We start from the raw sequence: 13,738 nt of genomic DNA, 5'->3' as shown, positions 1-13,738 counted from the left end.
CTTTGCTCAGAGCCAATCTCAACCTGCTGCCCACCCTCAAGGTGCTGCTGGAGACCCGCAATATCAGCCGAGCCGCCGAGCTGCTGCACCTGAGTCAGCCCTCCATCAGCAAGCAGCTTGCCCAGTTGCGCAGCGAGTTTGACGACGAGCTGCTGGTGCGGGAGGGGCAACGCTGGCTGCTGACGCCACGGGCCGAAGCGCTGGCCGCCCAGCTTGCGGATTCTCTCGGTGCGCTGGAGCGGCTCTACGAGGCGCCCGGGTTTGACCCGAGCCGCTGCGAGCGGGTATTTCGGCTCGCCTCTTCTGATTATGTTGCCCAGCATATTCTGCCAGATATCTGCGCCGCGCTCGCCAAAGAGGCGCCGTTGGCGGCGCTGGAGTACAGCCTGTGGGACAAGCGCCAGTTGCCGTTGTTGTGGCAGTCCGAGCTAGATCTGGTCTCCACCATCACCGAGCAGGTACCGGATCAGATCCGTGGTCTGCATCAGGGGGAAGATCGGCTGGCTGTGTTGATGGGACGTCATCACCCGCTAGCGGGCAAGGCGCTGAGTCTCGATGACTATCTCGCCTGGCCTCACCTGCAGGTTAGCGGGGGAGGCGACAAAGACAGTCCGGTTGAGCAGGTGTTGGCGCCGCAGGGACTGCGTCGGCGCTGGTTTGCCCGAGTCCCATTCTTCCAGGCCGCAGTGGAGGTGTTGCTGCGTACGGATTGTCTGATGACAACCCCGGCCCATATCGCCTGGCAGCTCTCCTGCGGCCATGAGCTCACCTTTGTCGATCTGCCATTTGCTACCCGCGACCAGCAGTATCATCTGCTGTGGCATCAGCGCCACCATCAGGATCCGGCCCACCGCTGGTTTCGCGAGCTGGCCTACCCATTCCTGCGGGATCACCTGCAACGTACCGTCGGCGAGAGTCGCAAGCAGCTCGATCTCGGTGGTTAGCCCTAGTCAGTTGTGTGGCGCTATAGCCATGGGTTATGGGTTCTATTCATAACTTTCACTACTGGCATAATGGCTCAGCCCGTACCCTGAGTGCAGGTCATTATATCGAGCGCAAAAGAGGAAAAGCATGGAACTGACGAGTTGGCTGGCACTGGCCTCAATCTGCGTGATGGGGGCCATCAGCCCGGGGCCGAGTCTGGCGCTGATCATTCGCAACACGGTGCAGGGCGGGCAGGGGCACGGCGTCGCCACCGCGCTCGGCCACGGTCTCGGGGTTGGTATCTATGCGCTGGTCACGGCGCTCGGCCTCTCCATCCTGATCACCCAGACCCCTATCCTGTTTGATCTGATCCGCTACGGCGGCGCCGCATTTCTTGCCTGGCTCGGGGTGAAAGCCCTGCTGGCAAAACCAACCAGTGACGAAGGGAATGAAGAGGTGCATCAACTGCGCGGTCGGCAGGGGGCCTTTGAAGGTTTTATGGTGGCCTTCCTTAACCCCCAGCTGGCGGTGTTCTTCATCGCTCTGTTCAGCCAGTTTGTGCGGGCCGATACCGGCTGGAGCGAAGGGGGCATCATGATGCTCACCGCTGGCGGGATCGATGCCGTCTGGTACGTGCTGGTGGCGCTGGTGCTCTCTCGTGGTCCCGTACTGGCGTGGCTCAAAGCCAAATCCTTTGTGATCGATAAGGTGAGTGGCTTGGTGCTGCTGGGACTGGCACTCAAGGTGGTTATCTAATCCTGCATTTTGTGGATACCTTAAGCGGGATCAAGGCATGCGGGTGGTGAATGGGCTAGAGTAGCGCCCATTTGCTGTCCGCCCTGATCCCGAGACCATGCACCAGAACAAGCACCCGTTAAGTAACAACAACCGGTTGGAGCTGCTGGCTCCGGCCAAGAACCTCGCCTACGGCATCGAAGCCATCAACCATGGTGCCGATGCCGTCTACATGGGGGGGCCGGCCTTTGGCGCCCGCAGTGCGGCGGGCAACTCCATCGAGGATATCGAGGCGCTGGCGCGCCACGCCCACCGTTTCGGCGCCCAGGTCTTTGTCGCCTTCAACACCCTGCTGCACGATCATGAGCTGGAGCAGGCCCGGCGGCTGACCCACCAAATCTATGAAGCAGGAGCAGATGCGCTCATCGTGCAGGATATGGGGCTGCTGGCGCTGGATTTGCCACCCATCGCGCTTCATGCCAGTACCCAGACCGACAACCGCACGCCGGAGAAGGTGAAGTTTCTGCAGGATGTGGGTTTCTCTCAGGTGGTGCTGGCGCGCGAACTGTCTCTTGCGCAGATCCGCGAGATCAGCGCGGCGACCAATGTGCAGCTGGAGTTCTTTATCCACGGCGCGCTCTGTGTCTCCTACAGCGGCCAGTGCAATATCAGCCATGCCCGTACCGGCCGCAGCGCCAACCGTGGCGAGTGTGCCCAGCTCTGCCGTCTGCCCTGCTCGCTGCAAAAGCCGGACGGTGAAGTGCTGGTGGCCGACAGCCACCTGCTGTCGCTCAAGGATATGGATCAGACAGACAACCTGGAGGCCTTGATCGAGGCGGGGATCCGCTCCTTCAAGATTGAAGGGCGACTCAAGGGGCTCGACTACGTCAAAAACGTTACCGCCTGGTATCGCCAGAAGCTGGACGCCATTCTCGATAGTCGCTCCGATCTGGTGGCTGCCTCTGCTGGCCGTTGCAGCTACAGCTTCACGCCTGACCCCAAAAAGAGCTTCAACCGCGGCAGCACAGACTACTTCCTCCATGGCCGTCATCAGGGTATCGACTCCACCAAAAGCCCGAAATATGTGGGTGAACCGCTGGGACGTGTCACCAGGGTGACCCGTGACGGTATCGAGATCGATGGCAAACCGGTCACCCTCAACAACGGCGACGGGTTGGGCTTCTTTAAGCCGAACAACGAGCTGGTGGGGATGCGTCTCAACAAGGTCGAAGGTAAGCAGTTACTCCTGTCAGAACGCATGCCGGGGCTAAAGGTGGGGACCGAAATCTACCGCAACCACGATCAGGCATTCAGCAAGATGCTGGAGAAGGCGAGCGCGGATCGCCGCATCCGGGTCGATATGGTGCTGGCAGAGTGCGATGAGGGCGTGAGCCTCACGCTCACCGACGAGCAGGGCATCAGTGCCGCAGTGGTCTTGCCTTGCGACAAACAGCCTGCCGACAATCCGGAGCGGGCGCTGCAACAAACACGGGATCAACTTGGCAAACTTGGCAATACCCTGTTTGTGGCGCGCAAGATTGAGTTGGTAGTAACGAGGCCGCTATTCATCGCCGCATCACAGCTCAACGGCTTGCGCCGGGATGGCATCGCTGCGCTGGAGGCGGCGCGGGTGGCCAGCTACCAGCGTCCCGAGCGACGCATCGCCCTGCGGGATATCAACTATCCCCAGCACCGTCTCTCCTACCTTGGCAACGTGCTGAACAGCGCGGCTGAAAAGTTCTTCCATGAGCACGGGGTGGAGCGCATTGCCCCCGCCTATGAAGCGAACAAGGAGGAGCGGGAAGTGGTGCTGATGATCACCAAGCACTGCATCCGCTACAGCCAGAACCTCTGCCCGAACGAGGTGCCCGGTCTCAAGGCCGAGCCACTGGAACTCAAGATGGGTAAAGATACCTTCCGCCTGCGTTTTGACTGTAACCGCTGCGAAATGCATGTGATGGGCAGCCTGAAACGCTGATCAATGAGCCCCTTTCTCCATCCGGAAAGGGGCAATTTTTATCGCAGGTTCTCTGCCTACCCTCCTTTAATTGCCCCTCTCCAGCGCCAGCAGCGTTTTTTTAATCTCCAATCCCCCCGCATAGCCGGTCAGGCTGCCGTTTTGGCCGATCACCCGATGGCAGGGGACGATGATCGAGAGCGGATTGCGGCCATTCGCCGCGCCCACTGCCCGCACCGCATCGGGTTTGCCGATGGCGCGGGCAATATCGCTATAGCTGCGGGTCTCGCCATAGGGGATGTCGCACAGCGCTTGCCATACCGCCTGCTGAAAGGCGGTGCCACGGGCGGCAAGGGGCAGGGAGAAGCGCTGCAAGCGACCGGCAAAATAGGCGTCAAATTCGGCGAGGAAGGGAGCCAGTGCTCTGTGATCTTGCTGCCAGCCACTCATATCGGGCAGTGCCCGCAGGCCCGCCACAAAGTCCACGTGCACCAGACCAGATTCATTGATGGCGACCAGCAGATCGCCGCAGCGGGTCGGCAGGATATCGTAGCGGATCACGGGGTTATCTCCTGTTGTTGGCTATCCTGCTGGTTTTCGTTGCCAGTGGCACGGAGTAGCAAATCGGGCGCTTCACTCATGGCATGCCACAGCCAGCTGGCCGCATAGCTGCGCCACGGCTGCCATGCTGCGCTTTGCGCCAACACCTCTTTTACCGGCAGCTTGGTGCCGCCGCCGAGTGCCTTTTGCAGCACCAGATCGGAAGCGGGGAAGGCATCGGTATCCAGCCCACAGCGCAGCCGCCAGTAAGCGACCGTCCAGGGGCCTATGCCCGGTAGCGCCAGCAACTGCTCGTCACTGGCTGTCGTGAGGGTCAGTTCGCCACTGGCCAGCGCCTGAGCCACTCCGCGCAGGGTGCGAATGCGGCTGCCGGGCATGCCGATACCGTCGAGATCGAGTTCGCACAACTGGGCGGGGGTCGGTAGTTGCGCCACCCCGAATTGCGCCTCGGTACGGGCTACCAGTCGCCCGAGTATGGTGATGGCTCCCTTGACCGAGACCTGCTGGCCGACGATGGCGCGCAGCATCACCTCGTATTCGTCCCAGCCTCCCGGCAGCCGTACGCCGGGCCAGCGCGCCTGCAAACGGGCGAGCAGCGGATCCTGACCGAGCAGATCACCGATCCGCTGCATATCGGCATCGAGATCCCACATTCGGCGCACCCGATAGAGCAGATCGGGCAGCGCTGCGAGCGGCAGATCATGGACTGTGAGCTGCAGGCTATGCCCCTTGCCTTGCGCGATACGCACCAGCGCGACCTGATCGCCGACCCGGTAGCGCCGCTCATACACCTCGCCATCTACCCGCTCCAGCCCGGGGATCGCCCGCAGCCGATAGAACGCCAGCATGGCCGCCACGTCATATGGGGGGCGGTAGGGCAGTTGCAGCGTCAGGGTTGCGCCGCGGGGCTGCGCACTTATGTGCTCTGGCGCGTCATCGTGCAGCTCCTGCTGGCGCAGGGAGCGCGGGGCCAGCCCGTAGGCGTTGAGCCAGGCGTCATTGAAGCGGCGGATGCTGGCAAAGCCAGCGGCAAACGCGATGTCGGTGATGGGCAGCCCGGTTTCGGTCAGCAGCCGTTTCGCGAGCAGCAGGCGGCGCGTCTGCTCCACCTGTTTTGGTGAGGCACCGAGATGTTGCTCGAACTGGCGGCGTAGCGTGCGCTCACTGATACCGCTCTCCGCCGCCAGTTCGGCGAGCGTGCTGTCTGCCAGCTCGCCGCGATCGATACGCGCCAGCAGACGAGCCAGTTCAACCGGCAGATCGCCACGGGCGGCGGGGGCCAGCTCAGGGCGGCAGCGCAGGCAGGGTCGTAGCCCATACTGCTCGGCGGCCGCGGCGCTTTGGAAGTAGCGCACATTGTGTTCGTGCGGTGGCCGTGCCGGGCAGACCGGCCGGCAGTAGATGCCGGTCGAGAGCACGCCGGTAAAGAAGCGGCCATCGAAGCGAGCGTCGCGGGCGAGCCGTGCGGCGTGACACTGCTCACGGCTGAGGGTGTTGCTCACCTCATTCGGTGACGACTCTGTGCTGGGCTTTGCATTCATGGTGTTGGCGGCTTTGCTGGAATAGATGGCAAGAGAGTAAGGGGGCTCGGGGGCCATGACTAGCCAGAAACGGACAGGGATAGCAAAAATTGGCGAAAGGTTTTTTTACTCTTTCGTTGCACGGTTGGGTTTCACTCTTCGCTCCGTTGTTGTCCATGTATCGCGGCTCGACAGAAGGGGGCATAACGGATGTCGATTGGCCTAGCTTTATTTGCTTAGCGAGATTAGTGGCGGTGAAAACTGCTTAAAAATTAATAACAGATCACATAATTATCTTTTTTACATTGAGTGTGGCGATTTAGTGTTGTTCAATCGAGTCAGTTAATTTTTGATGATTATTAAGTCATCGCATTTGCGGCCCAGGGCCGACCAATAACAACAACACTTGCCAAGGATGATAAGTGAACGACTGTAAGGCATGGCGCCATTGCCGGGGCTTTAGTCTGATCGAGTTGTTGATCGCCATGACGGTTGTCAGCATTCTCGCGGCCATCGCGTTGCCAGCGTATCAGGGTTATCTGCAACAGGGACGTCGTTACGAAGCGCAACAGCAATTGCTGGAGCAGGCGCTCGCCCTCGAACGTATCTATACCCAACAGGGCCGTTATCCCGACACGTTTGCCACCCCTTCCAACACGGATTTCTACCAGTTCAGCTACAGCCAGCAAGATGCTGGCGACTACCTGCTCAAAGCCATTCCAACGACGCGTCAACAGGATGAGTGCGGCATACTGACCCTCGATCAGACCGGTTATCGCGCGGCCAATCGCCATGACTGCTGGGGATCATAAGATGAATGTGCGCGGATTTACTCTGATTGAGTTGATGATCACGGTCGGCATCGCCGCCATCTTGCTATTGGTCGGGTTGCCCTCCATGAGTCAGCGCCTCGCGGCCGAACGGCTCGATCGCAGCGCGACCGAGCTCGCGTCTGCCTATCGCTTTGCCCGCAGTGAAGCGGTCAAGCTGACCCTGCCGGTGGTGCTGCAAGGCACCGATAACGGTGGCTGGGAGGTGATGGCCGACAGCAAGTTGCTGCGTCAGGCGGCAGCACCTGCTGGCGGTGTGGTGATCAAGCCGTTTGACCCCATCCAGATCGCGCCAACCGGCAGCAGCAGCCACGCCGAGATCATTCTGGCCAATCGCCTTGGTGAGCAGCGGGTGCTCTGCGTGGCCCCGAGCGGCCAGTTGCTGCAAGGGAGCTGCTCATGAGGCACGCCGCACTTGCCCGCCAGCAGGGCTTCAATCTGGTGGAGATCATGGTTTCCATGGTGTTGGCGGTGATGGTGTTTCTCGGTCTCGCCAAGGGGCAGGTGGTCTCGTTGCAGCAGGCGCATTACAGCTTGCAGAGCACGCTGGCCACGATCGAGGCGAGCAACAGCGTGGAGCAGATCTGGAGTTCGCTGTGCGAAGTGCAGCGCAAGCCCGAGCGGTTCACCCAGGCCGATTTTCTTGCCCGCTTCACCCTGCACGAGGGTCACCGGCTGGTGCTACCGAACCGTTATAGCGACAACTTTGTGGTCGCTATCGAGTGGCAGGATGAGCGGGTCTCCGGCGCCAAGCGGGTGGAGCTGAACGCAGGATTTCCGCCTTTATGCTGAGCGTCCCCTCACGGCAACGAGGCGTCAGTCTCGTCGAGCTGATGATCTCCATGGTGCTCGGTCTGATGCTGATGCTGGCGATTTTTGCCGGTTATGTCCCGATCAAGAGCACGGTCGAGCAGAGCAAGGCGTTGGAGCAGGCGAACGAAGTGCTGCGCTTTGCCACTCTCACCTTTACCAACAGCATCAAGCAGGCGGATCAGCTGATAGCCGTGACCCCTGATCGCCTGACGCTTGCCTTCAAGGTAGAGGGGGGCAGTCAGGTGCTCCCTGCCTTGGCAACCAAAAAACCGCCGATTTTACCGAGCAGTACCGCTTCACGCCGCCGGTACTCAGTTGCGATGACGGAGATGGCCCGCGCCTGTTGCTGGCCCATCTTCAGGATCTTGAATTCGGCCAGCAGGGTGCACTGGTCAATATCCGCATCTTGCCCGAAGGGCTGCCGAGCTATCTGGCACCGGGAGTAGAGGTGCAGGTGGCCCGCCGCAAGGCGGTCTGGGCGGCAGCGTTGGCCACATCCGGTGCCAACGCCACAGCAGGGGGAGCGGGATGAACAAGGGATTGCAGGGGCAGCGGGGAGCCGTACTGCTGGTGGTGTTGGTGGTGAGCCTACTGTCGAGTCTGCTGGTGTTTACCAGCATTCAGGAGAACCAGTTGCAGACTCGCCTGAGCGGCAATTTTCACAAGAAGATCAATGCGCAGCTCAGTGCCGAGCAGGGGATGAACGAGAGTTATCGCGCCCTGCATCAGGCGCTTGGCGCCGAACCGCGGATAGAGTGGGCTCAACTGGTGCAGAAGGTGCCAAGCAATGGCGAAGGAGCCATGGCGGGCAGCCGCTTCAGCATCGATCAGCTGGATGCCTCCGCCGGCAGCAAGTTGGCGTTGCAGAGCCATGGCCGCTATTTGGAGGGCAATGCCAGCCTCAACGCGCTGTTTGCCCTCAAGCGCGAGCCCGGCAATCTCATCTTTCAGGATTCGGTGGTGGCGTGTGAAGGGCTGAGCCTCTCCGGTAGCGGTTTTATCGACAGCTACGACTCGCGCAAGGGGGCGTACAAGGAGTCTGTTTCCGGGACTCTTAATCAGGGGCAAAACGCCAAGGTGGCGACCGTCAGCGACAAGGCCAATGTAGTGCTCGCCGGGCACTCCCCCATCTGGGGTGATGTGCGGGCGACCGGCTCGGTGACCTTGAACGGCTCTTCACCTGTTGCGGGTAATGTACTTGCTGGCGGCGATATCACCATTTCTCCCTCTGATGGGGTCGTCAGGGTTGAGGGAAGCGTGAACGGGAGTGGAAATTTTGCCTTGCAAGGAGGGCATATTGCCGGAGCTGTTGCGATCAATGGTGATGTCTCTATGGGTCATGGCACAAGCATTGCTGGCGACAAGTTGAACTATGGTGGGAAGGGGGCATTCCTTGATGCCAAGCATCAGAAGTATCTGGATCCCCAATACCGCACTCATCCCAAGCTGCCCCCGGTAGCCGGGCAGGTGTGTGACCCGCTCAATGTGGCCGCGTTGCCCAAATCGTTCCCCCCTGCAACGCTGCCCATCAATGGCCCCCTGACGCTGGGCGCCACCCAGCAGATGGTGCTGACCACAGATCCCGCCACCGGCTCGGTCACCAGCAGCAACCAGCACAAGCCCGGGCTACCGCACCCCGGCAAGGGGGATCTGTTTGGCAAGGAGCAGACCATTTATCAGCTCGACAGCCTCAATATGGGGGCCGATGCCAGTCTCACCATCAAGGGGGATGTGGTGCTGCTGATCGACAAGGATTTCACCATGACTGGCAGCAACAAGTTGACGGTGAGCGAGGGGAGCAGCCTGACCCTGATCGTCAGCGGCAAGGTCGATCTCGGGGCCGGTGCCGAGGTGACGGCAGCCAAACAGGGGCTGACCGCTGGCGGTACGCCCGCTATCTCCATCTATTCCGCGTATAGCGGCAAGGATGGGATCAAGCTGTCGGGCAATACCCCGCTCTATGCCGCCCTCTATGCCCCGCTGACCGAGATGAAGATCAGCGGAAGTGGCGGTTTGTACGGGGCGGTGCGTGCAAAACACTTGACCGAGAGCGGTGCGGGCGGGGTGCACTATGACGAGGCGCTGGGCATGGCGGATATGGGCGAAGATCAGGGGCCGCCGCCGACACTGGCGCTGCGGCAGTGGCACTTTGTGCAGTGAGGCTGGCGAGCGGCTAAAAAGGATCGAACGGGGCGCGCAATTGTGAGAAGGTGGAGATCTGTCCACCCAGCCGTTCACTGTTGAGGAGAGCTCCATGCCAGGCCCCGCTCGCGCCGGTGCCCTGATCTATGCCAAGGATCCGGGCCTGCTGACCCACTTTTACCGTACCTTGCTGCAGATGGTGGTCTGCAGTCAGGATGAGCAGCTGGTGGTGCTGGAAAACAGCGATATCCAGCTGCTGATCCACGCCATTCCTGAGCCTTATGCCGGGCAAGTCGTTATCAAGCGGCCGCCGGCACTGCGGGAAGAGGGGGCCATCAAGCTGTTCTTCACCGTCTCCAGCCTCGCTTGGGCAGAAGCGAAGGCGGCGGATCTCGGCGGCGGTTTGTTGTCACAGCAGTGGACGGGGCCCGGCTTTGTGGTGCGCAACGCCTTCGACCCTGAGGGCAATATCCTGCAACTGCGCGAGTTGCTGGGTTCCCCTGATCCTCTCTGAATTTTCTCTTTTTACAGCATGGTGGCGGCGTGCTGTGCCATGCACCGCCATAAAAACGGGGCCCTGTAGTGGTCAACTAAAAAGGGCCCCGTTCTGCGTTAGCTTACTGCGCTCATTACTTCAGGTAGCGCTGTTCCAGATGCTGGCGCAGCCAGTGCGGGTTGAGCGCTTCACCGGTGGCGCGGCGCACCAGCTCGTCGGTACTGTGCCGGCTCCCCTGTGACCAGATGTTGCGTCCGAGCCAGCCGAAGATCTCCGGCAGGCGGCCCGCCGCGATCACCTCACCCATGCTGCCCAGCTCTTTCTCGAGGGCAAAGCGCAGCTGGGCGGCATACATGGCGCCCAGGGTGTAGCTCGGGAAGTAGCCAAACGAGCCGTCGGTCCAGTGAATATCCTGCATGCAGCCATTGCGGTAGTTGCCCTTGGTGGAGAGCCCCAGCCACTGCTGCATCTTGGCATCCCACAGCTCGGGGATGTCGGCCACCTCGATCTTCCCTTCCACCAGATCGCGCTCCAGCTCGTAGCGCAGGATAACGTGGGCCGGATAGGTCACCTCGTCCGCATCGACCCGGATAAAGCCCGGCTCGACCCGGCTGTAGAGCTTGGCCAGATTGTCCGGCGCAAACGCCGCCTGCTCGCCGAAGTGGTGACGAATGCGTGGTGCCAGCAGCGCGAGGAAGGCCGGATGATGCCCCAGCTGCATCTCGCAAAACAGGCTCTGACTCTCGTGGATCGCCATGGAGCGCGCTTCGGCCACCGGCTGACCCAGCAGATGGCGCGGCAGCCCCTGTTCGTAACGGGCGTGGCCGGTCTCGTGCACTATGCCCATCAGGCTGGAGACAAACTCCTGCTCGTTATAGCGTGTTGTGATCCGCACGTCGGTCGGCACGCCGCCACAGAAGGGGTGACTGCTCACATCGAGGCGACCGTGTGCGAAATCAAAGCCGAGCAGCCCCATTACCTCCTGACCGAGCGCCTGCTGGGTGGGGATGGGGAAGGGGCCTTGCGGCAGCAGCAGGGCATCGCCCTTTTGTTGTTCACTCACGGTCTGGATAAGAGCCGGCAGCCAGCTGGCGAGATCGCCGAAGATCTGATCGAGCCGTGCGCTGGTCATGCCCGGCTCATAGAGGGCCAGCATGGCGTCGTAGGGGCGCACGCCAAGCGCATCGGCTCGCAGTTGCGCCACTTCACGGGAGAGTTTCACCACCTCCTCGAGATTGGGAGCAAAACCGGCCCAGTCGTTGTTCTTGCGCTGGCTGCGCCAGGCGTGCTCGCACTTGCTGCCAGCGAGCGACAGCGCTTCGACCAGCTCACCGGGCAGCAGGCTGGCATCTTGCCACTGGCGCTTGATTTCGCCGAGGTTGGCGCGTTGTACTTCATCCAGCGGCTCACTCTCGGCCTTGGCAATCCAGTCGCCCAGCTCGGGAGCGGTACGCTTCTGGTGGATTAGCAGACCGAGTTCGGCCATCGCTTCGGCGCGGGCATCGTTGCCCCCTTCCGGCATCATGGCCGCCTGATCCCAGCCGCAGATGGCGGCGAGGTGGCTAAAGCGGTGGATCTGCTGCTGATGTTGTTCAAGCTTTTGATATGACATGGGATTGTCCTTGTTATCGTCCCTGATGGTATGCCGCCCCGTACCTGGCATGATCGGGGCCGTTCGATGCTAACACCGCCGCTGTATAGTTGACCACCTTCATGCAGGCGGGCCAAAGGCGTGGGGGGCGAAACGCGGATTAGCCGAGCCGCTTCTGGTGCCGTTCGCGGTTTTCCGCTTTTTTGCGTTCGCTTTTGCGCAGCAGCACATAGAGCGCGCCGCTGCCGCCGTGGCGACGCTCTGCGCTGTGGATCGCCATGACGGCGGGCAGTTGCGGCAACCAGGCGCTCACATAGCTTTTCAGCAGGGCGCGCGGGGTGCTGCGCTCCCCCTTGCCGTGCAGGATCAGCAGGCAGCGGATATCCCGGACTTCACAATCCGCAATGAACTGCACCAGCGTCTGGCGCGCTTCGTTGAGGGTTTTCTGGTGCAAGTCCAGGCTGGCCTGTAGCTCGTATTTGCCGAGCCGCAGCTTCTTGTAGACCCCCTCCTGCACCCCATCGCGTTTGAAGCCGACGATTTCGTGCGGATCGCGCATCTCGATGGCCTCCATGGTGAGGTGGTCGAGGGCGAGTTGTTCGGCGGTGGCAGCCTGACGGCGAGCGAGCTGCGCCTCGGTGGGGGCGGATTTGGCCGCATGGGGATGGATGTTGTCGCTGCGAATGGGCCGCACGTCGGCCACTTCATTCATAAATAGCGAGAGTTCGTCGTTATGAGACACGGCAGGCTCCCCATAAGAAAAAGTGGGGGCCATTATAACGGTCGTAACCGGCACAGAAAACGGGGAAAGGGGGAGGGGATAAGGGGCACCCGGCATGGACGCTGGTGCAGCCTGGCCCGGGAAGCACAGTCGCGAACCATAAAACAGCACAGGCGGTCAGTGTGAACTGCCGCCTGTGGTCAGAGGATTACTTGCCCTCTTTGGGCTGTTGAGAATGGGGTTGCTGTGAATGAGGCGGTTGCGAGTGCATCACCTTGTAGATGAAGTAGGCCGCGTAAGAGCTGATCAGCAAGAAGGTGCCGATAATCACCAGCATCGACATCAATCCCACGCTGTTGCCAAACATCAGGTCCAGCCAAAAGTCCATTTTATTGCTCCTGTCACCCGGTTGATGACAGGTATGATAAATACCTCTTTGCCCCGTCCGGGATGATCCCGATCAACTCCCTTGCAGGTTGTTTAATAACCAGTGTGTTCTGTGATCATTCTCACTGGACTCCTTGCTACCGAGCCTGCACAGGGCCCGGTGTGGTGAGCGGGGTAATGCGCCACCCTTGCTGCTCCAGCAACGCCAGCAACCCCTGTTCGCCGTAAAGGTGCAGGGCGCCTACCACGATAAAGCTCTCGTTGGGCAGGGCGGACCATTTCTTCAGCCAGTTGTGGTTGCGCTCGGCCAGCAGAGTCTGCTCCATCCAGCTCTGTAGCGCGGGCGGGGCCATCTCCTCCTTGAGCAGATTGATCAGCGTCGCCTCATCCCCCTGCTGCCACGCCTTCATCACGGCGGCGAAACCACTCTCCAGCATCGGTAGCTCATCCAGGGTGCTGGCGAGCATCAGGGTCTGGTTGTCACCCACGCTGGCCAGATAACCGAGCTGCTCCAGCAGGGTTTCAAAACCCACTACCGGTTTGCCCTCTTTGGCGGCCCGGACGGCAAAGTGCTGGTCTATCCCGAGTTCACTCTTGAAGTCGGAGCGGGCCATGGCGGCCTGGGTCAGGGTAATGGCGGCAAACCAGGGGCGCAGGGTGGCGAGGGTAGCCTCGTCGATGCCATAGCGGGCGCCCGCCATCAGGGTGCGTTGATAGAGCTCGGCAGGCAGATGATCCTTGAGCGGTTTGCCATCCACCAGTTGGGTGAGGGAGCCGGTCTGTTGCCACTGATCCGGCGTGATGCTGTTCATGTCCACCTCCATCACCAGTGCGCGACTCTGCAGCCAGGCACGCTCCACCGGCTCGGGCAGAGGATAGAGGGAAGGCTTGCCCGCATGGATGGAGCCCAGCAGCCAGTGTTGTTGGTTGCCCTTGCTCACCCGATAGAAGGCGGGATCGGCAAAGGCGTGCAGCGGTAGCAGCAGGCAGAGCAGGAAGGCAAAGAGGGGGCGATGAAATCTCATGGGGCTCCTTAATGTGCGCCGGGTGACTTCTCTTGC

General features: G+C 61.1%; 15 protein-coding genes. 9 read left to right on the top strand and 6 right to left on the bottom strand.

The annotated features are described in order from the left end of the window. The first annotated feature begins 2 nt into the window (after positions 1 to 2). The 3 genes from ACTG2W_RS08590 (at position 3) to ACTG2W_RS08580 (ending at position 3,637) form a co-directional block, all read left to right on the top strand. On the top strand, positions 3 to 944 hold the full coding sequence (locus ACTG2W_RS08590) for a LysR family transcriptional regulator (protein WP_106842321.1): 942 nt from the start codon (positions 3 to 5) through the stop codon (positions 942 to 944). Positions 945 to 1,071: 127 nt separating this feature from the next. Next, on the top strand, positions 1,072 to 1,680 hold the full coding sequence (locus ACTG2W_RS08585) for a LysE family translocator (protein WP_106842322.1): 609 nt from the start codon (positions 1,072 to 1,074) through the stop codon (positions 1,678 to 1,680). A gap of 97 nt (positions 1,681 to 1,777) precedes the next feature. Next, the gene (locus ACTG2W_RS08580) at positions 1,778 to 3,637 is read left to right on the top strand and encodes a peptidase U32 family protein (protein WP_106842323.1); all 1,860 of its coding nucleotides are present in this window, start codon (positions 1,778 to 1,780) and stop codon (positions 3,635 to 3,637) included. A gap of 66 nt (positions 3,638 to 3,703) precedes the next feature. Here ACTG2W_RS08580 and ACTG2W_RS08575 read toward each other — a convergent pair whose 3' ends face one another. Together ACTG2W_RS08575 and ACTG2W_RS08570 are read right to left on the bottom strand one after the other, a co-directional pair. Then, positions 3,704 to 4,177 (bottom strand): methylated-DNA--[protein]-cysteine S-methyltransferase, encoded by a 474-nt coding sequence (locus ACTG2W_RS08575; RefSeq protein ID WP_106842324.1) that lies wholly within the window; start codon positions 4,175 to 4,177, stop codon positions 3,704 to 3,706. Then, complete coding sequence (locus ACTG2W_RS08570) at positions 4,174 to 5,718, bottom strand: AlkA N-terminal domain-containing protein (RefSeq protein ID WP_106842575.1); 1,545 nt, start codon at positions 5,716 to 5,718, stop codon at positions 4,174 to 4,176. Before ACTG2W_RS08570 ends, ACTG2W_RS08575 begins: the two co-directional genes overlap by 4 nt. A 401-nt stretch (positions 5,719 to 6,119) precedes the next feature. Between ACTG2W_RS08570 and ACTG2W_RS08565 the strand changes: the two genes are divergently transcribed. The 6 genes from ACTG2W_RS08565 to ACTG2W_RS08540 all read left to right on the top strand — a co-directional run bounded on the left by ACTG2W_RS08565 (position 6,120) and on the right by ACTG2W_RS08540 (position 9,996). Further along, on the top strand, positions 6,120 to 6,509 hold the full coding sequence (locus ACTG2W_RS08565) for a type IV pilin protein (RefSeq protein ID WP_106842325.1): 390 nt from the start codon (positions 6,120 to 6,122) through the stop codon (positions 6,507 to 6,509). Position 6,510: 1 nt separating this feature from the next. Continuing rightward, positions 6,511 to 6,930 (top strand): GspH/FimT family pseudopilin, encoded by a 420-nt coding sequence (locus ACTG2W_RS08560; protein ID WP_106842326.1) that lies wholly within the window; start codon positions 6,511 to 6,513, stop codon positions 6,928 to 6,930. Beyond that, positions 6,927 to 7,319, top strand: a complete 393-nt coding sequence (locus ACTG2W_RS08555; protein WP_120414906.1) for a type IV pilus modification PilV family protein — start codon at positions 6,927 to 6,929, stop codon at positions 7,317 to 7,319. Before ACTG2W_RS08560 ends, ACTG2W_RS08555 begins: the two co-directional genes overlap by 4 nt. Further along, complete coding sequence (locus ACTG2W_RS08550) at positions 7,313 to 7,786, top strand: PilW family protein (RefSeq protein ID WP_235656972.1); 474 nt, start codon at positions 7,313 to 7,315, stop codon at positions 7,784 to 7,786. Before ACTG2W_RS08555 ends, ACTG2W_RS08550 begins: the two co-directional genes overlap by 7 nt. A gap of 82 nt (positions 7,787 to 7,868) precedes the next feature. Beyond that, positions 7,869 to 9,500 carry a DUF7305 domain-containing protein gene (locus tag ACTG2W_RS08545; protein ID WP_106842328.1) on the top strand — a complete coding sequence of 544 codons (1,632 nt, stop codon included), beginning with the start codon at positions 7,869 to 7,871 and terminating at the stop codon, positions 9,498 to 9,500. A 94-nt stretch (positions 9,501 to 9,594) separates the two neighbouring features. Beyond that, the gene (locus tag ACTG2W_RS08540) at positions 9,595 to 9,996 is read left to right on the top strand and encodes a VOC family protein (protein WP_106842329.1); all 402 of its coding nucleotides are present in this window, start codon (positions 9,595 to 9,597) and stop codon (positions 9,994 to 9,996) included. 115 nt (positions 9,997 to 10,111) lie between these two features. Here the strand turns inward: ACTG2W_RS08540 and ACTG2W_RS08535 are convergent, their stop codons facing one another. The 4 genes from ACTG2W_RS08535 to ACTG2W_RS08520 all read right to left on the bottom strand — a co-directional run bounded on the left by ACTG2W_RS08535 (position 10,112) and on the right by ACTG2W_RS08520 (position 13,702). Continuing rightward, positions 10,112 to 11,590, bottom strand: coding sequence for a carboxypeptidase M32 (locus ACTG2W_RS08535; RefSeq protein ID WP_106842330.1), 1,479 nt, complete (start codon positions 11,588 to 11,590; stop codon positions 10,112 to 10,114). Between the two features lie 139 nt (positions 11,591 to 11,729). Beyond that, the gene (gene smrA / locus ACTG2W_RS08530) at positions 11,730 to 12,311 is read right to left on the bottom strand and encodes a DNA endonuclease SmrA (RefSeq protein WP_005338734.1); all 582 of its coding nucleotides are present in this window, start codon (positions 12,309 to 12,311) and stop codon (positions 11,730 to 11,732) included. A 187-nt stretch (positions 12,312 to 12,498) separates the two neighbouring features. Next, positions 12,499 to 12,678: a DUF3149 domain-containing protein gene (locus ACTG2W_RS08525; RefSeq protein ID WP_005338733.1), complete on the bottom strand. Its 180-nt coding sequence runs from the start codon at positions 12,676 to 12,678 to the stop codon at positions 12,499 to 12,501. Between the two features lie 136 nt (positions 12,679 to 12,814). Continuing rightward, complete coding sequence (locus ACTG2W_RS08520; protein WP_106842331.1) at positions 12,815 to 13,702, bottom strand: TraB/GumN family protein; 888 nt, start codon at positions 13,700 to 13,702, stop codon at positions 12,815 to 12,817. Between the last annotated feature and the right edge of the window lie 36 nt (positions 13,703 to 13,738).

Origin of the sequence: Aeromonas sp. 96A (assembly GCF_051919165.1) — a bacterium.
GTDB classification, from domain to species: Bacteria; Pseudomonadota; Gammaproteobacteria; order Enterobacterales; family Aeromonadaceae; genus Aeromonas; species Aeromonas veronii.
Note: the sequence above shows the minus strand (reverse complement) of the source record. Positions and strands in the feature narration are given on the sequence as shown.

Bases quoted from the DNA above. Each gene is read 5' to 3' on its own strand.
- ACTG2W_RS08585 (WP_106842322.1), top strand. From the start codon at position 1,072: ATGGAACTGACGAGTTGGCTGGCACTGGCCTCAATCTGCGTGATGGGG.
- ACTG2W_RS08580 (WP_106842323.1), top strand. From the start codon at position 1,778: ATGCACCAGAACAAGCACCCGTTAAGTAACAACAACCGGTTGGAGCTG.
- ACTG2W_RS08570 (WP_106842575.1), bottom strand. From the start codon at position 5,718: ATGAATGCAAAGCCCAGCACAGAGTCGTCACCGAATGAGGTGAGCAAC.
- ACTG2W_RS08560 (WP_106842326.1), top strand. From the start codon at position 6,511: ATGAATGTGCGCGGATTTACTCTGATTGAGTTGATGATCACGGTCGGC.
- ACTG2W_RS08555 (WP_120414906.1), top strand. From the start codon at position 6,927: ATGAGGCACGCCGCACTTGCCCGCCAGCAGGGCTTCAATCTGGTGGAG.
- ACTG2W_RS08550 (WP_235656972.1), top strand. From the start codon at position 7,313: ATGCTGAGCGTCCCCTCACGGCAACGAGGCGTCAGTCTCGTCGAGCTG.
- ACTG2W_RS08545 (WP_106842328.1), top strand. From the start codon at position 7,869: ATGAACAAGGGATTGCAGGGGCAGCGGGGAGCCGTACTGCTGGTGGTG.
- ACTG2W_RS08540 (WP_106842329.1), top strand. From the start codon at position 9,595: ATGCCAGGCCCCGCTCGCGCCGGTGCCCTGATCTATGCCAAGGATCCG.
- ACTG2W_RS08535 (WP_106842330.1), bottom strand. From the start codon at position 11,590: ATGTCATATCAAAAGCTTGAACAACATCAGCAGCAGATCCACCGCTTT.
- ACTG2W_RS08525 (WP_005338733.1), bottom strand. From the start codon at position 12,678: ATGGACTTTTGGCTGGACCTGATGTTTGGCAACAGCGTGGGATTGATG.
- ACTG2W_RS08520 (WP_106842331.1), bottom strand. From the start codon at position 13,702: ATGAGATTTCATCGCCCCCTCTTTGCCTTCCTGCTCTGCCTGCTGCTA.